Below are 20,008 nucleotides of genomic sequence, written 5' to 3'. Positions count from 1 at the left end.
ATCCATGACGATTGAGGTGTGGGCTCCCCGGGCCGAACGAGTGCGACTGCGGCGACCGGGGGCACCCGACGTCGAGCTGGCTCACGATGCCGGCTGGTGGCGGGGCGACGTCGTCCTTGCGTCGGGCGACGAGTACGGCTTCGTCCTGGGAGACTCCGACGACCTGCGCCCCGATCCGCGCTCGCGGCGTCAACCTCACGGGGTCCACGGCCCATCCGCCTGGGTCGATCTCGACGCGTTTCCCTGGACCGACGCGGCGTGGACCGGTCGCCCCCTCGCCGGCGGACTGATCTACGAGCTCCACGTCGGCACGTTCACCCCCGAGGGAACGCTCGATGCCGCCGCGACGCGGCTCGACCACCTCACCGACCTCGGCGTCACGCACGTCGAGCTCCTGCCGGTGAACGGCTTCAACGGCACCCACAACTGGGGCTACGACGGGGTGCTCTGGTACACGGTGCAGGAGGAGTACGGCGGACCTTCGGCCTACCAGCGCTTCGTCGACGCCGCTCACGCCGCCGGTATCGCGGTGCTGCAGGACGTCGTCTACAACCATCTCGGGCCGAGCGGCAACTACCTGCCGGAATTCGGCCCGTATCTGCGCGACGGCCAGAGCACCACGTGGGGGTCGAGCATCGATCTCGATCAGCCCGAGGTGCGCGCCTACATCCTCGAGAACGCCCTGTCGTGGATGCGCGACTTCCACGTCGACGGTCTGCGGCTGGACGCCGTCCACGCGCTCCACGAGTCGCCGGACAGTCCCGTCCACATCCTCCGGGAGCTGTCGGAGCGCACCGACGCCCTGAGCGCACACCTCGGCCGTCCCCTGACGCTCATCGCCGAGAGCGACCTCAACGACCCGGTCATGATCCTGCCGCGGGAATCGGGAGGACACGGCCTGACGGCGCAGTGGTCGGACGACTGGCACCACGCGGTGCACGTCGCCCTCACGGGGGAGACGGACGGCTACTACGCCGACTTCGCGGCGCTGGACGCGGTGCCGAAGACCTGGTCGCAGGGCTTCTTCCACGACGGCACCCTGTCCTCGTTCCGGGGCCGCCCCCACGGCGCCCCGATCCCCGACGACGTCCCCTCCTCGCGCCTGGTGACCTTCGCGCAGGATCACGACCAGATCGGGAACCGTGCCGCGGGCGACCGCCTGTCGGCGACCCTCTCGACCGATCGACTGGCCGTCGCCGCGGTCCTCACCCTCACCGCTCCCGGCACGCCGATGCTGTTCATGGGAGAGGAATGGGGCGCCTCCACCCCGTGGCAGTTCTTCACGTCGCATCCCGAGCCCGACCTGGCGGAGGCGACCGCCCGGGGGCGCAAGGCCGAGTTCGCGCAGATGGGGTGGGACGAATCGCTCGTCCCCGATCCGAACGATCCGGCGACGTTCGAGCGCTCGCGGCTGGACTGGTCCGAGCGCGACGACGGAGACCACGCCCGCCTTCTCGACCTCTACCGCTGGCTCGCGAGCCTGCGCCGCGCCGTCCCCGATCTCACCGATCCCCGGCGGCACGCCCGCGGTGCGACGAGTGCCGAGGCGATCGGGGGCCGGGTTTACGAACTCGAGCGGGGGAGTGCGCGGGTACTCGTCAACCTGTCGGAGGTCCCGTGGCCCGTACCCCGGCGCGCGGGGGAAGGCGTGTGGCTCGCCACGCGCGAGGTCGAGCAGGACGGAGACACCCTGATCGTCCCCGTCGAGGCGGCCGTCCTCGCGGGACCGTCCTCCGCTGTCAAGGCTCTGTCGGCGGAGGCGACCGCGCGTTAGCGTCGGGGGCATGACGCCCTCCTCCGACACGGCTTCCCCCTCCGACCTCGTCCGCCAGATCGGGGTGATCTCGGCCACGTGCTTCATGATCGTCGCCGCGATGGTCGGCACGGGGCTGTTCGGCGGCACGAACGTTCGCGACCTGCAGGGCGGCGCCCTCGATGCCGACGCGACGGTGCTCGCTCCCGACCGCCCCGCCTTCGGCATCTGGACCGTCATCTACCTGCTGATGATCGGCTACACGGTCTGGCAGGCCCTTCCCGGCCAACGCGCGCGCGAGCGGCAACGGGCGGCCGGCTGGTGGGTCGCCGCATCCGCCGTGCTCAATGGCGGCTGGCTGCTGGCGTCGCAGTTCCTCAACCTCGTGGCCACCGTCGTCGCGATCATCCTTCTTCTCGTCGTGCTCGGCGCCACGCTCCGAGTGCTCTCGCGGCACCGCCCCGACTCCCTGGTCGACGTCGTGCTCCTGGACGGAACGGTCGGGCTGCACCTCGGATGGGTGTCGCTGGCGACCGTCGCGAACATCACGGCCTGGCTCACCACCGAGGTCGCACCGCCCTCCTGGGCGGCTTATCAGGACGGCGCGGGCATCGCGGTGCTCGTCGTCGTCGCCCTCGTCGGCCTCGCTCTGGCGTGGCGGACCGGGGGACGCATCGCACCGGCGCTGGCCATGGCGTGGGGACTCGTGTGGATCGGGGTGGCCCGGACGACGGGCGAGCCGGCGTCGAATGCCGTCGGGATCACGGCGTTCGTCGTGGCGGCCGTCGTGCTGATCGCCGCCGTGGCGGCACGGCTCTCGTCGCGGGGCCGGTCAGCCGTTCCGCGGTGAGTCGTCCGCGATCGGCCGCAGCACCCGGCACGGGTTTCCCACCGCGACGACCCCCGCAGGGATGTCACGGGTGACCACCGAGCCGGCGCCGATGATCGCGTCGTCGCCGATCGTCACTCCCGGGGTGATCGTGACCGAACCGCCCAGCCACACGTCGTCGCCGATCGTGACGGCGCTCGCGCGCTCCCACCCGGCGCGCCGGCGCTCGCGATCCTCCGCGTGGTTCGGCGTGTAGATGCTGCAGCGCGGTCCGATGAGACAGTCGCGCCCGATCGTCACGTACCCGCCGCCGACGATGAGGAAGTCCTTGTTGAGGAACGTCCCGTCGCCGATCGTCAGGCCCACGCCGTAGTCGAGGTTGATCGGTGGCCGGAAGTCGATGCCGGTGCCTGCCCCCGGGATCAGCTCATGGAAGAGCCGCATCGCCTCGCCGGGGTCGTCGAAGTACACGCGGTTGATCCGTGCGCAGACCGACTGCGCCTCCCAGGTGAGGTCGGGGAGCTTCGCCGAGGTGCGGTACTGGATCCATTCCTCGGCGAACAGGGCGCGGACATCGTCGTGCTCCCGGATGAGGCGCGCCAACCGGTCGCTGACCGCCACCGCTTCACTCATCGCACGATCTCGACGTCGACGATCCGGGCATCGGCGGCCGTCACGGTGTGCACCTGGCCGGTCAGCTCCACACCGGTCTGGGTCTCGCGGTCGGCGCAGGAGCCCCCCACCCACAGCTCGATCGTCCCGGGCTCCACGATCCGCTCGCCCTTCCGACCCGTGAACGCGAACCGCGCGGTCGGGACGTCGAAGCGGACGGTCGCGCTCTCGCCCGGCTCGAGAGAGACCCGCGCGAAGCCCACCAGCTGCGCCACGGGACGCGTGACACTGGCCACCACATCGCGCGCGTAGAGCTGCACGACGTCGGTTCCGGCGCGGGTTCCGGTGTTGCGCACGCGCACCGTGGCGGCGAACCGGCCCGACGCGTCGACCTCGGCGGGGGTGCTCAGGTCGCTGCGCTCGAAGGTCGTGTAGGACAGCCCGAATCCGAACGGGCGGACGGGGGTGTTGTCGGCGCTCGTGATCTCGTTCGGGCCGCCCAGGAACGGGTGCAGGTACGAGTACGGCTGTGCGCCGGCGGAGCGTGGGAGTGTGACGGGCAGGCGCCCCGAAGGGGTGGCCGCGCCGGTGAGGATGCGCGCGATCGCGCCGCCGCCCTCTTCACCGGGGAAGAAAGCCTGCACGACGGCCGCTGCGGCGTGCTCGCCGTCCAGCGCCCAGTCGATCGCGTACGGACGGCCGGAGAGGACCACGAGCACCACCGGGGTCCCCGTCGCGATGAGCCGCTGGACGAGTTCGCGCTGGACGCCCGGGAGCTCGAGGGAGTCGACGTCGTTCCCCTCGCCCACCGTGCCGCGTCCGAACAGGCCCGCTCGGTCGCCGACCGCGACGATCGCCACGTCGGCGTCACGGACGAGCAGCTCCGCCTCCACGAACCCGGAACGGTCGGTGCCTTCCGCCGCGCATCCGAGTGCGACGTCGATCCGAGCATCGGGAAGCGTCGCCGCCAGGGAGGCGGCGAGCGTCGGGATCTCGAAGCCCAGCGGTACCTCCGGGTGGTGCGCCAGCACGTGGTTGGCGAACGAGTAGCAGCCCATCAGGGCCTCGGAGCTGTCCGCGTTCGGCCCCACGACCGCGACCCGCGCGGGGCGGGACAGCGGCAGCACGCCGTCGTTGCGGAGGAGGACCACCGATTCCTCCGCCAGGCGCGCGGCGACGGCACGGTGGGCGGGGGAGTCGAGGTCGATCTCAGTCGGCGGGGAATCGAACGTCGCGTCCAGCAGGCCCAGCTCGTCCTTCTGGGCGAGCGCCCGCGCGACGGCGCGGTCGACCAGCGCCTCGTCGACGAGGCCGGCCCGCACCATCGCCGCGAGCGGCTCCGTGTAGGCGTCACCGGTCGGCAGCTCGATGTCGATCCCGGCTTCCAGCGCCAGCCGTGCCGCCTCGCCCCGATCCCGGGCGACGGCGTGCATGGTGTGGAGGAAGGCCACCGCGAAGTAGTCCGAGACCACGATGCCGTCGAAGCCCCACGTCTCGCGCAGGAGATCGGTGAGGTATTCGGTGGTCGCGGCGACCGGGACGCCGTCGATCTCGGCATAGGAGTTCATGACCGAGCGCACGCCGCCGTCGCGCACCGCCATCTCGAAGGGCGGCAGGAACACGTCGGCCAGCTCACGCGGGCCGGCGTGCACGGGGGCGTGGTTGCGGCCCGCTTGCGACGCGGAGTACCCGACGAAGTGCTTGAGCGTCGCATGCACGCCCGCGTCTTGCAGTCCCCGCACGTAGGCGGTGCCGATCACCCCCACGACGTAGGGGTCTTCCGCGATGCACTCGTCCACGCGTCCCCAGCGCGGGTCGCGGATCACGTCGAGCACGGGGGCGAGCCCCTGGTGGATCCCCAGGTCCCGCATCGATCCGCCGATGAGCTCGGCCATCTCCTCCACCAGGGCGGGATCGAACGACGCGCCCCACGCGAGCGGGGTCGGGAAGGTGGCCGCCTTCCACGCCGCCAACCCCGTCAGACACTCCTCGTGGACGAGGGCGGGGATCCCGAGACGGGTCTCGGTGACCAGGCGGCGCTGCTCGGCCCACAGCCACGCCGCACGTTCGACGGGGTCGACGGGGCGGGTGCCGTAGATGCGCGTCAGGTGGCCGAGGCCGTGGACGGTCGCGTCCTCATAGCGGGTCGAGGTCGCCATCTCGCCCGCCATCGGCGCGACGACTTCGTCACCCTGGTCGACCCAGAAGCCGACCAGTTGGGCGAGCTTCTCGTCGAGGGTCATCTGCGCGAGCAGGTCGGAGACGCGCGTGGAGAGGGCGGGGTCGGTCAGTGTCACTGCCGTAGCTCCTTCAATGGGGGTGGTCTCAGCCCTTGACGGCGCCGGTGAGTCCACCGACGATGCGCCGCTCGAAGAGGCTGAAGAACACGAGTGCGGGGATCATCGACAGAGAGGTGAAGGCGAGGACCTTGGCCGTGTCGACCGAGTACTGCGACGAGAACGCCTGGACGCCCAGCGGCAGGGTGTAGGTGGCTTCGTTGTTCAGGATGAACAGCGGCAGCAGGTAGCTGTTCCAGCTGCCGATGAAGGCGAGGATGCCCACCGTGATGACGCCGGGGATCGACAAGGGCAGCACCATGCGCCAGAAGAAGCCCAGCCGGCCGCAGCCGTCGATGAACGCCGCCTCCTGGATCTCGTCGGGGATCGCCCGCAGGAAGGGCACCAGGATGATGATGGTCGTCGGCAGGGCGAACGCGATCTGGGGCAGGATGATGCCGGCGAGCGAGTTCATGAGCCCGAGGTCGCGGATCACGATGTACAGCGGTGTGATCGCGACGGTGATGGGGAACATGAGTCCCGCGGCGAACAGCGCGTACAGCACGCCGCGCCCGCGGAAGCGGTAGCGCGCGATGACGTAGCTGGCCATGAGTCCGAGCACGACGACCCCGGCCGTCGTGGCGGTCGCCGCGATCACGGAGTTGAGCACCTGGCCCCAGAACTGGGGGCCGGTGAGCACCGTGAGGTAGTTCTCGAAGTTCCACGGGTCCGGCCAGCCGGCCGGGTCCACCGTGATCTGGGAGTTGCTGCGGAACCCGCCGATGATGATGTAGAGCACGGGGGCGAGCATCAGCGCGATCACGATGAGCGCGACGAAGTACACCAGGGGGTTGCCCCAGGGGAGCTTCTCCTTGCGGCGCCGGGAGCGGCCGGGCTCGGTCGTGGCGACGGCGGCGGTGGCGGGTGCGGTGAGGGTGGTCATCGGCCCTTCTTCCCTTCCGTGAGGGCGCCCTCGGTATCGCGCCGGAGCACGAAGCGCTGGTAGATCAGGGCGACGATGAGCGAGATGACGAAGATCACGACGGCCACGGCGTTACCGAAGCCGAAGTTCCCGGCGTTTCGTCCGTTGACGACCATGTAGGTCGCCATCGTCGAGGTGCCGGCCGTGGAGGCCACGTACTGGCCCCAGATGATGTAGACGAGGTCGAACAGCTGCAGGGCGCCGATGATCGACAGGAAGGCCCAGATCCGGAGCGTCGGAGCCAGCAGCGGCAGGGTGATCCGCCAGTGCGCCTGCCAGTACCCGGCGCCGTCGAGGGCGGCCGCCTCGTAGAGCTCCTCGGGGATCCCCTGGAGCCCGGCGAGGAAGAGGATCACGGCGAATCCGACGTACTTCCAGGTCAGGATCGCCATGAGCGTCCAGATGGCGATCGAGGGGTCGGAGATCCAGTCGTGCGCCCAGTCGCCGAGCCCGATGCTCTCGAGCATGCCGTTGAGGGCGCCCTGGGTCTGAAGCATGAGGCCGAAGCCCGTGCCCACGACGACCTCGGCGATGACGTAGGGCACGAAGATCAGCACGCGGATGACCGACTGCCCGCGCATCCTGCGGTTCAGGAGCAGGGCCAGCAGCACCGCGACCGGGCCCTGGAGCACGATCGAGGCGATGACGATGAAGCCGTTGTGGCCCAGCGCCTCGATGAAGGTGGGGTCGGTGAGGATCACCAGGTAGTTCTGGAGCCCCACGAAGTCGGTGGGAGCGCCGTAGCCCTGCCACCGGAAGAAGCCGTAGTAGGCCGCCATCACGACGGGGAAGATGACGAAGCCGAGGAAGATGACCAGAGCCGGCCCCACCAGGAGCAGGATCTCCAGCCGTCCCGACCAGCCGATCCCTCGCGGACGGCGGCGCGGCGAGGGCGGGGGCGGCGTGTGACCGCCCCCGCCGTGCTGCGCGAGATCCGTCTGCGGCGTGTTCGTCACAGATGTCTCGCTGAGTGACATGATGCCGGTCAGCCCTTCTTCGCCGCGTCGGCGACGGAGGTGATCATCTGCTCCGGCGTGCTCTTGCCTGCCAGCAGGTCGACGACCGCGACGTTCAGCGCGTTGCCGACGTTCTGACCGAGCACGGTGTCGAGCCACTGCGACACGAACGGCGCCTTGTTGTAGGCCTCGAGGACCTGCTTCAGGTACTCCTCCGTCACGGCACCCTGGGCGACGGTGTTCACCGGCGGGGCGTTGTAGGCCTTGTAGTACGCCTCCTGCTGCTCGGCCGAGGCCACGAAGTTCAGGAAGTCGGCGCACTCCTTGGGGGCCTTCGCGGAGCAGGAGTACCCGTCCACGCCACCCATCATCGAGCCGGGCTCACCCTGGCCGCCGCTGATCTCCGGGAAGGGGAACCAGGCGAGGTCGGGGAGGGGCTTCTCGTCGGGGGTGAGCGAAGCGATCACACCCGGGTCCCAGGCCCCCATGAGCTCCATCGCGGCCTTGTGGTTGGCGACGAGGCCCGCGGAGCTTCCCGCGCCCTGCTGTGCCGAGGTGGTGAGGAAGCCCTCGTTGAAGGGCTGGATCGCCGCGAAGTCGTTCAGGTCCTGCGCAGCCTTCAGCCAGCACGGGTCGCTGAAGTCCTTCGAGTCGCCGGTGGCCTCGATGGTCTTCGGGCTGCACTCGCGCAGAGCGAAGTTGTAGTACCAGTGCGCGGCCGGCCACGCGTCCTTCGCGCCGAGCGCGATCGGGGCGATGTCGGCGTCCTTGAGCTGACCGACGACCGTCTTGAGCTCGTCGATCGTGGTCGGGGTCGCCGAGACCCCGGCGTCCTTGAACAGGTCGGAGCTGTACCAGAACCCGCTCGGGAGCACGGCGAGGGGCATCGCCCACACCTTGTCCTGGTAGGTCTCCGCCTTGAAGGACCCGTCGGAGATCTCCTTGCGGGCGGTGTCGCTGATGAGGTCGGTCAGGTCCATCAGCTGGCCCGCCTGGACCATCGCGGTCATCTTGCCGCCGCCGCGCTGAAGGAAGATGTCCGGCGGGTCGCCGGCGTTCAGCGCCGTCTGCAGCTTGCCGTCCATGTCCTCGTTCTGGACGGACTGCATCTTGATCGTGACGTTCTTGTTCTCCTTCTCGAACGCGGCGATCGCGTCCTTCCAGAACTGCTGGCCGGCGCCGGTGGTGGAGTTCTGCCAGAGCGTCATCTCCACGGGGCCGTCGCCGGAGTTGGGGGTGTCACCTCCGCCGGTACACGCGCTCAGAGCAAGCGAGCTCGCGACCAGGAGCGTCGCTCCGGCCAGGATCTTCTTGGCTTTCATGTGATTCCTGTTCTCTTCGTCGAGTCGGCGTCCCTCGCGATGCTGCGAGGACGGGCGGTTCTCCGCCGTGCGGGAGCGGGTACTCCCGGGCGGGGATCCGAGTCCGGGCTGTCCGGCCGCCATAAGTTTCTGCGCACAACAAACACGTGTCAAACGTTTTCGAAACCGTTTTCCATTCCGTTATCCTCTCGGTATGACCGGCCATCGTCCGACGATCCACGATGTCGCCGCGCGCGCCGGCGTCTCGGTGGCGACCGTGTCCAAGGCGGTCAACGGTCGTTACGGCGTCGCGCGAGCCACGGTGGACCGTGTGCTCGAAGCGGTGGCCGACCTCGGCTACGAGTCCAGTCTCATCGCGAGCAGCATGCGCGCACGACGCACCGGCGTCATCGGCGTGCTCGTGGCCGACTTCGAGCCCTTCAGCGCCGAGGTGCTCAAAGGGGTCGGCGAGGCCTTGCGGGACGCCCCCTACGATCTCCTCGCCTACACGGGCTCGCGCGGCGACGAGGAGGGGTGGGAGCGTCGGTCGCTCTCACGACTGAGCGGCACGCTCATCGACGGCGCCATCATGGTGACCCCCACCGTCGTCAATGTGAACACCGATGTCCCGGTCGTCGCCATCGACCCGCATACCGGTCGCGCCGACCTCCCCATCGTGGAGTGCGACAGCTTCGGAGGCGCCCGCGAGGCCACGCGCTACCTGATCGAGCTGGGGCACCGCCGGATCGGGTTCATCGCCGGACGCGCCGACCTGCGCTCCTCGATCGCCCGCGACGCCGGATACCGGAGCGCCTTGGCCGACGCCGGCATCCGCTTCGAGCCCGCCTTCGTCGCCTCCGGTCGCTATCGCGAGGAGACCGTTCGCGAGGTCGCGATCGAGATGCTCTCGGCCTCCTCCCGCCCCACGGCGATCTTCGCGGCCAACGACATCTCCGCGCTCGCCATCCTGCAGGTCGCCTCGGAGCTCGGGATCGACGTACCGGGCGACCTGTCGATCATCGGATTCGACGACATCCCGGAGGCGACGCGCCTGCCCGCGCCCCTGACGACGGTGCGTCAGCCGATGGGGCGCCTCGGGGCGGAAGCGGCGGGCATGCTCCTGGCGTTCATGCAGGGCGAGGAGCCGGTCTCGACCCACTTGCGCCTGCCGACCAAGCTCATCCCGCGGGCGACGACGGCGCCGCCGCGCTGACGGGGTCGCGCAGCAGCTCGGCGAAGGCGACCTCCGCCGCGCCGATCAGGAGGCGGTCCTCGCCGAGCGCGGCCAGGCGGATCGACAGGTCCTCGCCGTTGGCGGGCATGGCCTGCGCGCGCACCGCGTCGGCGAGCTCCTCCACCCCGACCGCCGCCAGGGTCGCGAGGAACCCGCCGAGGACGATGACGCGAGGGTTGAGGACGTTGACGACGTTCGCGAGCGCGGTGGCGAGGATGCGACGTTGGCGAGCCACCTCGTCGTGCGCGGCGGCGTCTCCTCCCGCCAGTGCCGCGGCGAGGGTCGGTTCGTCGGCCCCGGAGAGTCCCACAGCGGCGAGCAGCCGTGCGCGGCTGACCTCGTCTTCCAGCACCCCGCCGTCGGCGCGGCGGTCGTCGGGCGAGGCGATGCCGGGCCGGTTCTGGCCGAACTCGCCGGCATAGCCGCCGGCGCCGGTGACCGGGATCCCGTGGACGATGAGGCCGCCACCGATGCCGCTCGCGCCGCCGTTGAGGTAGACGACGTCGTCGATGCCGTGGGCGGCTCCGAACAGGTGCTCCGCCAGCACACCCGCGCTCGCGTCGTTGGCGACGACCGTGTCGATTCCCGTCGCGGTGCGAAGGAGCGGGCCGAGGGCCGCGTCGATCCAGTGCAGGTGAGGTGCTTCGCGCACGACGGCGTCCTCCGCGCGGACCAGGCCCGGAACCGCCACTCCGGCCGCCACGAACCTCGCCGCGGGCAGGTCGGTCCGTCGCCAGCGGGCGAGTTCGGCGGCGACGAGATCGGCGGTCTCTTCGGGGGTCGGCGGGTCGGTCACCTCGATGCGGCTCCGCGCGGCGATCGTGCGGTCGAGGCCGACCGCGGCGATCGTGACGGCATCGATCTCGGGGTTGATGGCGAGGGCCATCACGCGGGGGTCCGCCGCGACGACGGGGGAGGGGCGGCCCACGCGCCCGACCGGATCGGGTGCCCGCTCCACGACGAGGCCGTGGGTGACGAGGTCGGCGACGAGGTCGGCGATGGTGGAGCGGTTCAGCCCCGTCGCCTCGGTGAGCGCGGCCCGGGAGAGGGGGCCTTGTCGATGGACCAACTGCACCAGGCGGGCGAGATTCGCCTGTCTGACTCCCACGGTGTCGCGCATCCGTCCACTGTAGGGCGTGGGTGGGACGCGGCGCGCGGGCTGGCGCGCGAGCGGATGGTGGTATAGGTTGTCGTTGACAACAATCACTCGCACGTCGCGCAAAGGAGCGTCATGCCCACCCCAACTCCCGCCGACAAGTTCACTTTCGGACTCTGGACCATCGGCTACAACGGAACCGACCCCTTCGGCGGTCCCACCCGTCCCGCGCTCGACGTCGTCCACGCCGTCGAGAAGCTCGCCGAGCTCGGCGCGTACGGACTCACCTTCCACGACGACGACCTGTTCGCCTTCGGCTCCAGCGAGGCGGAGCGGCAGAACCAGATCGATCGCCTCAAGGGCGCGCTGAGCGCCACCGGGCTGACGGTGCCCATGGTCACCACCAACCTCTTCAGCGCCCCCGTGTTCAAGGACGGCGGGTTCACCTCGAACGACCGCGACGTCCGCCGTTTCGCGATCCGCAAGGTCCTTCGCCAGATCGACCTCGGTGCCGAGCTCGGCGCGCAGACCTTCGTCATGTGGGGCGGTCGCGAGGGCGCCGAGTACGACTCCGCGAAGGACATCCGCCAGGCGCTGGAACGGTACCGCGAGGCGGTCAACTTCCTCGGCGACTACGTCGTGAGCAAGGGATACGACCTGCGGTTCGCGATCGAGCCCAAGCCGAACGAGCCCCGGGGTGACATCCTCCTTCCCACCGTGGGTCACGCCCTCGCCTTCATCGAGTCGCTCGAGCGTCCCGAGCTGGTGGGCCTGAACCCCGAGGTCGGCCACGAGCAGATGGCGGGCCTGAACTTCGCCGCCGGGATCGCGCAGGCGCTGTACCACGGCAAGCTGTTCCACATCGACCTCAACGGCCAGCGCGGCATCAAGTACGACCAGGACCTCGTGTTCGGTCACGGCGACCTCCACAACGCCTTCGCCCTGGTCGACCTGCTCGAGAACGGCGGCCCGAACGGCGGCCCCGCCTACACCGGCCCGCGCCACTTCGACTACAAGCCGAGCCGGACCGAGGACGAGACGGGCGTGTGGGACTCCGCCGCGGCGAACATGCGCACCTACCTCCTCCTCAAGGAGCGGGCGGCCGCGTTCCGCGCCGACCCCGAGGTGCAGGAGGCGCTCGCCGCCGCGCGGGTTCCGGAGCTGGCGCAGCCGACCTTCGCCGAAGGGGAGACCTACGACGACTTCGTCGCGGACCGCTCCGCGTACGAGGACTTCGACACCGACGCGTACCTCGGCGGCAAGGGCTTCGGCTTCGTGCGACTGCAGCAGCTCGCGACCGAGCACCTGCTCGGCGCCCGCTGACCCACCCCTCGTGAACCGGTCGTCCGCGCTGCGGGCGGCCGGTTCCCTCGATCCGCAGAAGGAAGCCGCAATGGCACTGGTGATGGGCGTCGACTCCTCGACGCAATCGTGCAAGGTCGTGATCGTCGACACCGACAGCGGGAGGATCGTGCGTCAGGGGCGCGCCTCGCATCCCGACGGCACGAATGTCGATCCCGAAGCCTGGTGGGCCGCGCTGCAGCAGGCGATCGACGCCGCCGGCGGCATGGACGATGTCGCCGCGTGGGCGGTCGGCGGGCAGCAGCACGGGATGGTGGCGCTCGATGCCACCGGCGCGGTGGTCCGTGACGCGTTGCTGTGGAACGACACCCGGTCGGCCGGAGCGGCCAGCGACCTCATCGCCGAGTTCGGCGCCGAGGAGCTGGTGCGCCGGACCGGCCTGGTCCCCGTCGCCTCCTTCACGATCACCAAGCTGCGGTGGCTGCGCGACCACGAGCCCGAGAACGCCGAGCGCGTCGCGGCGGTCGCCCTGCCGCACGACTGGCTCACGTGGCGACTGCGGGGCTACGGTCCCCGCTCGGGCGAGAACCCCGACCTGGCGGAGCTGGTGACCGACCGTTCGGATGCCTCGGGGACCGGGTACTGGAACCCCGACGACGACGGGTACGACCGCGAGTTGCTCGTCGCCGCGCTCGGTCACGACGTCGTTCTGCCGCGCGTCCTCGGACCGCGGGAGTCGGTGACCGACGCGGCCGGACGCCGCGTGGGTCCGGGGGCGGGCGACAACGCCGGTGCGGGCCTCGGGGTCGGGGCGCGGGTGGGCGATGTGGTCGTCTCGATCGGAACGAGCGGCACGGTCTTCGCGATCAGCGACAAGCCCGTCCGCGATGCGTCGGGAACCGTCGCGGGCTTCGCCGATGCCGACGGGCACTTCCTCCCCATCGTCGTCACCCTCAATGCGGCGCGCGTCCTCGACGCGATCGCACGCCTGCTCGGCGTCGACCACCACGAGCTCTCGCGCCTCGCGCTGGCGGCACAGCCGGGCGCCGGCGGACTGACGCTCGTGCCGTACTTCGAGGGTGAGCGCACGCCCAACCTCCCCGATGCCACCGCGTCGCTGACGGGCATGACCCTCGCCTCGACGACGCGCGAGAACCTCGCCCGCGCCGCGGTCGAGGGCATGCTCGGCGGGCTCGGCGCGGGCCTCGCAGCGCTCCGCGAGCTCGGCGTGCCGATCGAGCGAGCGCTCCTGATCGGCGGGGGCGCGCAGTCCGAGGCCGTGCGCCGGATCGCGCCGGAGGTGTTCGGCGTTCCCGTCGAGGTCCCCGAGCCGGGGGAGTACGTCGCCCTCGGTGCCGCGCGCCAGGCCGCCTCGATTCTCGGACTCTGAGCGCGGAGCCTCCGCGTCTCGGCCGGCCGCGCGCGCGGCGTGCCGACGGCCGGATCGAGCGTCAGAAGGTCTGCGCGAAGGCGCGGAGGATGCGGGGCGGCTCGCTGAGCGACGCGGCCAGGACCCGGGCGGCGATGGCGTCGTAGTCGCTCGCGGCGAAGTAGCCGTCGTCGCGGTAGACCGCCATCCGCTCCGTGAAGGCCCGCCCCGTGGGTTCCGGATGGAACTGCGTCGCGTACAGTCGCTCACCCGCGCGGTAGGCCTGTACCGGGCATGCGTCGCCCGTGGCCAGGAGCACCGCTCCCCGAGGGAGCGTGTCCACGCCCTCCTTGTGGGCGGTGAGGGCCTCGAACCTGTCGGCGAGGCCGCCGAGGAGAGGATCGGAGGCCGCTTCGGCCGTCAGCGAGACGACGGTGGGGCCGGTGTCCTCGGGGTGGGCGCGGGTGACCTCTCCGCCGAGGGCCCGGGTGGCGACGCCGATGCCGTAGCACGTGAAGAGCCCGGCGATCCGCCCGTCTGCCGCCTCGTGCGCCAGTCGCGCCAGGTCCGCCTCGACCCGGCGCTGGATGTCGGTCTTGGTCGACTCGGGATCGGTGACGTTGAACGGGCTGCCGCCGACGACGAAGCCCCGCCAGCGGTCGACGGCGTCGGCCGGCAGCGGCGCGGCGACGAGATCCCACCGCTCCAGTTCCGCCTCCTCCGCGCGCATCGCGGTGCGGAAGGACTCGTATTCGGCGGCCGCGGCACCCTGCTGCGGGCGCGCGCACAGATAGACGAGGGGACGCATGGACCCGAGTCTAGGCGGGTCGTCGGATCCGCTTCCGGAAGATTTCCTGCGCCGGATGTATCAGACGGGCTCTGGCCCGACTCCTCCCGGTATGGCCACAATGGGCGGTATGACTGCAACCGACCCGTCGCACGTGAGGGAAGATCCGGACGACGACGGGCGGGACGTCGGTGACGGCTCCATCTGGGAGCGCGCATCGGCCGCCTTCGGGCGCTGGCGGCGCGGCGACGCGCGCGCGATGGACGATCTCGTCCGCCTCATGACGCCGGTGCTGTGGCACGTCGTCCGCGCGTACGGGCTGGAGCGCGCCCTCGCCGAGGACGTCGTGCAGACGACCTGGTTCACCCTCGTGCGCCGCCACGACGGCATCGCCGACGAGCGGGCCGTGGCGGGGTGGCTCACCACGTGCGCGCGCCGCGAGGCGTGGCGAACGGCTCGCGCGCAGCAGCGGGTCCGTCCCACCGAAGACGTGGAGATCGAGCCGCTCCTGGAGGTGACCGCATCCGCCGAGGCGCACGCGCAGACCGCCGACAGCGACCATCGCCTGTGGCGGGCGGTCCGCACCCTCGACGACCGGTGCGGACGGCTGCTGCGTGTCGTCGCCTTCGAGGAGCGCCCCGACTACGCCCGACTTGCCGCCGACCTGTCGATGCCGGTCGGATCGATCGGCCCCACGCGCCAGCGTTGTCTGGGCAAGCTTCGCGCGGCTCTCGCCGCGGACGGATGGACGGGAGACGCCCATGGGCGCTGACGACGACGCTGTACTGTTCCACGCGCTCCGGCGCACCTGGGAGGAGATCGACCCGATGCCGGCCGACCTCGTCGACCGGATGGTGGCGTCGGTGGCCACCGCCGATCTCTCGCGCGAGTATGCGCTGCTGACCTTGGTCTCGCAGACCGAGTTGGCGGCGGTCCGTGGCGATGCCGATGCCCTCACGCTGCAGTTCAGCGACGGGACGGCGAGCGTGCTCGTCCACGTCGTCGCTGCCGCCGACGGCCGACGCCGAGTGGACGGCTGGATCGACGCCGCCGCCGTCTCGGTCGAGATCGAACAGGACGAGCACACCTGGAGCGCCGTGCCCGAGCACGGGCGCTTCGCCTTCGACGACGTGCCCAGCGGCATGACGCGGCTGCGCATCGTGCTGGAGGAGACGACGGAGGCCGGCACGCCCGCAGAGCTCCACACTCCCCGCTTCGAGGTCTAGCTCCACCCGCGAGACCCACCGCCTCGCACCCCCATCGCCGCCGGTGCCCGTCCGGCTGCGCCGACGAGAGGATGACGCATGGTCGACGACGAACGAGACGGCCGCACGCCGCAGCCGAAGGGCTGGTCCTGGCGCGATCGCGCCCGCGGATCGGTGATCTCCGCGACGGTGCTCGATCCCGGGACCGAGCCGCTGGACGGCATCGAGGCCTTCCAGACCGCGTATGTGCCCGATCGGCTGCTCCTCAGCCTCGCGCCCGGCGACGGCGACCTCGAGACCGGGGACGGGCCGTACAGCCGGGTGCGGGAGGCGGCCCGCGCGTTCGGCTGGGGCGTCGTCCCGGAGCGCCTCGACGGCACGGCGCTGGTCCGGGGGGAGCTTCCCGGCGAACGCATTCCCGGCGCCCCGCGCGTGCTGCGGGTGCGGCTGACCACGCCGGAAGAGGGAGCCGGAGGGATCTCCCCGGCGCTTCCGGATGCCTGGCGCGTGCTGCAGCAGGTGCGCCGCGACGCTCTGGGCGGTGGGGGGCTGGGCCGCACCGGCGGAGATCCGGCGGCGGCCCTGCGCAAGGTCGGCGCCGACCGGGTGGGGCTCGACCACGTCCTCACGGTCGACCCGATCGGGGTGAACCCGTTCACGAAGTCGAACCCGTTCACGAAGTCGAACCCCTTCACCAAGTCCAATCCGTTCACGAAGTCGAACCCCTTCACGAAGTCCAATCCGGTGGGCGAGTACGACGACTGCGGGTCGGGAGGGCGGCAGCCGGTCGCCTGGGTGGGGGCGGCGCCGATCCGGTCGAAGCTCCCGCGCGGTCGCCGGCGAGCGGTCGTCGCGGTGCTCGACACCGGGGCGGGAGCGCACAGCTGGCTTCCCGGCGACATCGTCGATCGTCACGTGATGCTCGACGGACGCGTCATCGGCCTCGACGACGAGGCGAATCCCGAGATCTACCCCGACCTCTACGGACCACTCGACGGCGAGCTCGACCCGGTGGCCGGCCACGGCACCTTCATCGCCGGGATCGTGCGCCAGACCGCGCCGGATGCCGACATCCTGGCGATCCGCGTGGCCGATGCCCTCGGCATGGTCGAGGAGTCGAACCTCCTCGCCGTCCTGGAGGATCTCGCCGTCCTCGTCTACCGGCACCGGCACGGCAAGAAGGGCGGACGTCCGATCGACGTCGTCAATCTGTCGCTCGGCTATTACCACGAGACCCCCCAGGACGGTCTCTACACGCGTGACCTCTACGACCTCCTCTCGCTGCTGCGCGCGATGGGCACGGCGATCGTGGCCTCGGCGGGGAACGACGCGATCGACCGGCCGACCTTCCCCGCCTCGCTGTGGGCCTGGCCCGGCGCCGACAACGGCATCGTGCCGGACGCAGGCGCGCCCCACGTCTCGGTCGGTGCACTCAATCCCGACCGCCGCACGACGGCGCTCTTCTCCAACGTCGGACCGTGGGTGCGTACCTATGCGCCGGGGGCGGCGATCGTCAGCACGCTCCCCGACTTCTACGGCGGCATCCAGGCCTCCGCGCGCGACGATGTCTACGGGCGCCAGCGCCTCACGATCGGCCCCGAGGATTTCCGCGGGGGATTCGCGGTGTGGAGCGGCACGTCGTTCGCCGCACCCCTGATCGCGGGACGGATCGCGCATGTTCTCGGTGCCCCTTCCCTGGCGGGCGAGCGTCCAGACGGGGCCGTCAACGCCCTCCGTGCGGCATGCGAGGCGGCCCTGTCCGCGGAGTGAGCATCCCCTCCCTGCGCGCGCGGCTGCCGCACAGGGCATGCTGGGGGGTATGGCAGCGGCCGCGGATGACGCATACGAACAGGCTCTCTCCCTGACCAACCAGCGTCGCTACGCCGAGGCGAAGGAGGCGCTGGTTGCCGCCGCGGAGATCGCCGAGGGCGTGGATCTCCGCGCCCGGATCGCTGGGACGCTCTCGTACGTGCTCGTTCAGACCGGCGATCCGGCCGAAGGGGAGCGCCTGTGCCGCGAGGCTCTCGACGACCCGGCCCTCTCGCCGCACACGCGAGGGGTGCTGGCCGGGCAGCTCGGGACGCTCCTCATGAACCAGGGCCGCCTCGACGAGGCCCTCGAATGGCTCCAGCTCGCGATCGACACGATCCCCGACGACGCGATCGCGGTGGCGAATCTGCGGGTGAACCGCAGCCTCATCCACATGCAGCGGCGCGATCTGGCCGCCAGCGCCGCCGATCTGGAAGCGACGCTCGACGTGTTCGCCGCGCAGGGCACGCCGGTCGAGCTGGCCGAAGCGCGGCACAACCTCGGCTACGTCGCGCTGCTGGAGGGCGATCTCGTCCGGGCGATGCGCGAGATGGCGGCGGCGCGGCCGATCCTTGCGGGTGAGTCTGCGGCCAACGCGGCCATCAGCGACTCCGACCGCGCCGAGGTGCTGCGCGACGCGGGCCTGGTGACCGAGGCGGAGCGGCTCCTGGCCGCAGCGGCGGAGGCGTTCGGTGCGGATGGGATGCCGCAGGCCCGCGGCGAGGCGGAGCACCATCTCGCCAAGTCGCTCTTGCGTCACGATCCCGTCCGTGCCGAGCAGGTGGCCGGTGTCGCGGCCGCGCGGTTCACGGAGCTGGGCGCGGCGTCGTGGGCGCTCCGGGCTGACGGAATCCGCCTGCGCGCGCGGCTGGCCGGAGGCGACATGGACCGCTCCGGTCGCCTCGTCGAGCTCACACCCCCCGGCGATGACGGCGAGATCGATCGGGTGTCCCGCGGACTGTCGCGCGCGAAGCTCCACAACGAGGCCGACGCCCTCCGGCTCACGCGCGAGCTATGGCGTGCGCGCCACGACCGGCCGCCGGGGCGTCTTCCCCGGCTGGCATCGTCGGCGTCCCTGGAGGTGCGTCTGCTGGCCCACGAGGTGCGGGCCACGCGTGCGCTGCGCGCGGCAGCTCCGGCGCGCCGCCGTACGGCGTTGCGACTCGCCGCCGATGGCCTGGAGGAGCTCACCGCGTGGCGATCGTCGTACGGCAGCCTGGACCTCCAGGCCTCGTTGGCGATGCACGGACAGAACCTGCTGCTCATCGGGATCGACGCGGCGCTGCGGACGGCCGATCCTGCGCTCGTCTTCGAATGGTCGGAACGTGCGCGTCAGCTCAGTCAGCAGGTGGTGCCGCTGCGCCCGCCCCCTGACGCGGAGCTGGCTGCCGATCTCGCCGAGCTCCGGATGCTCCGCGCCGACCTTCCCGGAGCCGACTGGCTGTCCGACCCGCGGGCGGTCGAGCTCGGCGACCGGGTACGGCACAAGCAGTGGATGAGCACGGGAGCCGCCGACGTCGAGACCCGGATGGACCTCGACGAGCTCCGCACCCGCTTGGACGACGACACCGCCGTCCTCTCCTACGTGTACAGCACCGACGGCCTCTTCTGCGTGGTCGCGACGGCAGCGACCGCCGTCCTCGTCGAGCTCACCGGATGGGAGTCGGCGCGTGCCGCACTCCCGGGGCTCCGCGCCGACCTCGACATGACCGCCTCGGTGCGCACCGGGCCCATGGCCGACGTCATCCGCCGTTCCCTCGATGCCCGACTGCGCGAGTTGTCGCGTGTCCTGGTGGAGGAGCCCCTCCGGCACACCGCGGCCCGGCGGCTGGTCATCTCCTCGCCCGGTGTCCTCGCCGGGGTTCCTTGGAGCATGTTCCCCGGTCTCCGGGGCCGTGCTTTCACGCTCCCCGGCTCAGTGTCGCGCTGGGCGCGCACGACGAGCGCGCCCGTGCAGACCGCGGCGTTCGTCGCGGGGCCGCGTGTCGCTCGCGCCGTCGAGGAGGTCACGGCGGCCGCCGCATCGTGGCGCTCCCCCCGGGTCCGCACCGGGACGGAGGCGGCCGTGGCGGCGGTGACCGCACTCGCCGCCGACGTCGACGTGCTGCACATCGCCGCGCACGGTCGCCACGCGGCCGACAACCCGCTCTTCTCCGGTCTCGAGCTCGGCGACGGTGTGCTCTTCGGCTACGACATCGATCGGATCCCGCGCGTGCCACGCGTCGTCGTGCTGTCCGCGTGCGAGGTGGGACGATCGTCGGTGCGGTGGGGGGAGGAAGCGGTGGGGATGACGCGCGCCTGGCTGCACGCGGGCGCCGAGTGCGTGATCGCCGCGCCCGTGGTCGTTGCCGACGACGACGCCTGCGAACTGCTCGCGGCGATGCACACGCACCTCGCGGGCGGCGCGCGCCCGGCGGAGGCGCTGGCGGCCGCGCAGCGGGAGACGGGAATCGTCGCGCCGTTCCAGTGCCACGGCGCGGGCCTCTGATCGCCGCCG

16 protein-coding genes are annotated in these 20,008 nt (G+C 71.3%); 9 read left to right on the top strand and 7 right to left on the bottom strand.

Annotation, left to right across the window (positions count from 1 at the left end; all coding sequences use genetic code 11):
• Positions 1 to 4: 4 nt before the first annotated feature.
• Both treZ and AVP41_RS10755 read left to right on the top strand, forming a co-directional pair.
• A complete protein-coding gene (treZ, locus tag AVP41_RS10760) occupies positions 5 to 1,774 on the top strand; it encodes a malto-oligosyltrehalose trehalohydrolase (RefSeq protein WP_067164195.1) in 1,770 nt (589 codons plus the stop codon).
• A 10-nt stretch (positions 1,775 to 1,784) separates the two neighbouring features.
• Positions 1,785 to 2,603, top strand: a complete 819-nt coding sequence (locus tag AVP41_RS10755; RefSeq protein ID WP_067164192.1) for a TspO/MBR family protein — start codon at positions 1,785 to 1,787, stop codon at positions 2,601 to 2,603.
• On the opposite strand, the gene AVP41_RS10750 is transcribed toward AVP41_RS10755, so the two are convergent.
• The 5 genes from AVP41_RS10750 to AVP41_RS10730 form a co-directional block, all read right to left on the bottom strand.
• A complete protein-coding gene (locus AVP41_RS10750; protein ID WP_067164190.1) occupies positions 2,586 to 3,215 on the bottom strand; it encodes a sugar O-acetyltransferase in 630 nt (209 codons plus the stop codon). The genes AVP41_RS10755 and AVP41_RS10750 overlap by 18 nt on opposite strands.
• Positions 3,212 to 5,437 carry a glycoside hydrolase family 3 N-terminal domain-containing protein gene (locus AVP41_RS10745; RefSeq protein ID WP_082829245.1) on the bottom strand — a complete coding sequence of 742 codons (2,226 nt, stop codon included), beginning with the start codon at positions 5,435 to 5,437 and terminating at the stop codon, positions 3,212 to 3,214. The genes AVP41_RS10750 and AVP41_RS10745 overlap by 4 nt, the downstream gene beginning before the upstream one ends.
• Before the next feature lie 82 nt (positions 5,438 to 5,519).
• On the bottom strand, positions 5,520 to 6,413 hold the full coding sequence (locus tag AVP41_RS10740; protein WP_067164186.1) for a carbohydrate ABC transporter permease: 894 nt from the start codon (positions 6,411 to 6,413) through the stop codon (positions 5,520 to 5,522).
• Positions 6,410 to 7,429, bottom strand: coding sequence for a carbohydrate ABC transporter permease (locus AVP41_RS10735; protein WP_067164184.1), 1,020 nt, complete (start codon positions 7,427 to 7,429; stop codon positions 6,410 to 6,412). The genes AVP41_RS10740 and AVP41_RS10735 overlap by 4 nt, the downstream gene beginning before the upstream one ends.
• Before the next feature lie 8 nt (positions 7,430 to 7,437).
• Positions 7,438 to 8,730, bottom strand: coding sequence for an ABC transporter substrate-binding protein (locus AVP41_RS10730; RefSeq protein ID WP_067164182.1), 1,293 nt, complete (start codon positions 8,728 to 8,730; stop codon positions 7,438 to 7,440).
• 193 nt (positions 8,731 to 8,923) lie between these two features.
• Here AVP41_RS10730 and AVP41_RS10725 point away from each other — a divergent pair, with 193 nt between their 5' ends.
• Complete coding sequence (locus tag AVP41_RS10725) at positions 8,924 to 9,922, top strand: LacI family DNA-binding transcriptional regulator (RefSeq protein ID WP_067164180.1); 999 nt, start codon at positions 8,924 to 8,926, stop codon at positions 9,920 to 9,922.
• Here the strand turns inward: AVP41_RS10725 and AVP41_RS10720 are convergent.
• Entirely contained in the window at positions 9,888 to 11,063 is a 1,176-nt protein-coding gene (locus AVP41_RS10720; protein ID WP_067164178.1) for an ROK family protein, read from the bottom strand. The genes AVP41_RS10725 and AVP41_RS10720 overlap by 35 nt on opposite strands.
• A 111-nt stretch (positions 11,064 to 11,174) precedes the next feature.
• Between AVP41_RS10720 and xylA the strand changes: the two genes are divergently transcribed.
• Together xylA and xylB are read left to right on the top strand one after the other, a co-directional pair.
• A complete protein-coding gene (gene xylA / locus AVP41_RS10715; protein ID WP_067164176.1) occupies positions 11,175 to 12,362 on the top strand; it encodes a xylose isomerase in 1,188 nt (395 codons plus the stop codon).
• A 70-nt stretch (positions 12,363 to 12,432) separates the two neighbouring features.
• A complete protein-coding gene (gene xylB / locus AVP41_RS10710; RefSeq protein ID WP_067164174.1) occupies positions 12,433 to 13,731 on the top strand; it encodes a xylulokinase in 1,299 nt (432 codons plus the stop codon).
• A 61-nt stretch (positions 13,732 to 13,792) separates the two neighbouring features.
• Here the strand turns inward: xylB and AVP41_RS10705 are convergent, their stop codons facing one another.
• Positions 13,793 to 14,518, bottom strand: a complete 726-nt coding sequence (locus tag AVP41_RS10705; protein ID WP_067164171.1) for a glutamine amidotransferase-related protein — start codon at positions 14,516 to 14,518, stop codon at positions 13,793 to 13,795.
• Positions 14,519 to 14,627: 109 nt separating this feature from the next.
• Here AVP41_RS10705 and AVP41_RS10700 point away from each other — a divergent pair, with 109 nt between their 5' ends.
• The 4 genes from AVP41_RS10700 (at position 14,628) to AVP41_RS10685 (ending at position 19,999) form a co-directional block, all read left to right on the top strand.
• On the top strand, positions 14,628 to 15,269 hold the full coding sequence (locus tag AVP41_RS10700; RefSeq protein WP_157532453.1) for an RNA polymerase sigma factor: 642 nt from the start codon (positions 14,628 to 14,630) through the stop codon (positions 15,267 to 15,269).
• On the top strand, positions 15,259 to 15,723 hold the full coding sequence (locus AVP41_RS10695; protein WP_067164165.1) for a hypothetical protein: 465 nt from the start codon (positions 15,259 to 15,261) through the stop codon (positions 15,721 to 15,723). The genes AVP41_RS10700 and AVP41_RS10695 overlap by 11 nt, the downstream gene beginning before the upstream one ends.
• A 78-nt stretch (positions 15,724 to 15,801) precedes the next feature.
• Complete coding sequence (locus tag AVP41_RS10690) at positions 15,802 to 17,472, top strand: S8/S53 family peptidase (RefSeq protein WP_067164162.1); 1,671 nt, start codon at positions 15,802 to 15,804, stop codon at positions 17,470 to 17,472.
• Positions 17,473 to 17,521: 49 nt separating this feature from the next.
• Positions 17,522 to 19,999, top strand: a complete 2,478-nt coding sequence (locus AVP41_RS10685; protein WP_067164159.1) for a CHAT domain-containing protein — start codon at positions 17,522 to 17,524, stop codon at positions 19,997 to 19,999.
• The last annotated feature ends 9 nt before the right edge of the window (positions 20,000 to 20,008 follow it).

The organism is Microbacterium sp. TNHR37B, assembly GCF_001620065.1.
Classification (GTDB): Bacteria; Actinomycetota; Actinomycetes; order Actinomycetales; family Microbacteriaceae; genus Microbacterium.
The sequence above is the reverse complement of the archived record's forward strand: the minus strand, read 5'-3'. Positions and strand labels throughout refer to the sequence as shown.

Bases quoted from the DNA above. Each gene is read 5' to 3' on its own strand.
- treZ (WP_067164195.1), top strand. From the start codon at position 5: ATGACGATTGAGGTGTGGGCTCCCCGGGCCGAACGAGTGCGACTGCGG.
- AVP41_RS10755 (WP_067164192.1), top strand. From the start codon at position 1,785: ATGACGCCCTCCTCCGACACGGCTTCCCCCTCCGACCTCGTCCGCCAG.
- AVP41_RS10750 (WP_067164190.1), bottom strand. From the start codon at position 3,215: ATGAGTGAAGCGGTGGCGGTCAGCGACCGGTTGGCGCGCCTCATCCGG.
- AVP41_RS10745 (WP_082829245.1), bottom strand. From the start codon at position 5,437: ATGACCCTCGACGAGAAGCTCGCCCAACTGGTCGGCTTCTGGGTCGAC.
- AVP41_RS10740 (WP_067164186.1), bottom strand. From the start codon at position 6,413: ATGACCACCCTCACCGCACCCGCCACCGCCGCCGTCGCCACGACCGAG.
- AVP41_RS10735 (WP_067164184.1), bottom strand. From the start codon at position 7,429: ATGTCACTCAGCGAGACATCTGTGACGAACACGCCGCAGACGGATCTC.
- AVP41_RS10730 (WP_067164182.1), bottom strand. From the start codon at position 8,730: ATGAAAGCCAAGAAGATCCTGGCCGGAGCGACGCTCCTGGTCGCGAGC.
- AVP41_RS10725 (WP_067164180.1), top strand. From the start codon at position 8,924: ATGACCGGCCATCGTCCGACGATCCACGATGTCGCCGCGCGCGCCGGC.
- AVP41_RS10720 (WP_067164178.1), bottom strand. From the start codon at position 11,063: ATGCGCGACACCGTGGGAGTCAGACAGGCGAATCTCGCCCGCCTGGTG.
- xylA (WP_067164176.1), top strand. From the start codon at position 11,175: ATGCCCACCCCAACTCCCGCCGACAAGTTCACTTTCGGACTCTGGACC.
- xylB (WP_067164174.1), top strand. From the start codon at position 12,433: ATGGCACTGGTGATGGGCGTCGACTCCTCGACGCAATCGTGCAAGGTC.
- AVP41_RS10705 (WP_067164171.1), bottom strand. From the start codon at position 14,518: ATGCGTCCCCTCGTCTATCTGTGCGCGCGCCCGCAGCAGGGTGCCGCG.
- AVP41_RS10700 (WP_157532453.1), top strand. From the start codon at position 14,628: ATGACTGCAACCGACCCGTCGCACGTGAGGGAAGATCCGGACGACGAC.
- AVP41_RS10695 (WP_067164165.1), top strand. From the start codon at position 15,259: ATGGGCGCTGACGACGACGCTGTACTGTTCCACGCGCTCCGGCGCACC.
- AVP41_RS10690 (WP_067164162.1), top strand. From the start codon at position 15,802: ATGGTCGACGACGAACGAGACGGCCGCACGCCGCAGCCGAAGGGCTGG.
- AVP41_RS10685 (WP_067164159.1), top strand. From the start codon at position 17,522: ATGGCAGCGGCCGCGGATGACGCATACGAACAGGCTCTCTCCCTGACC.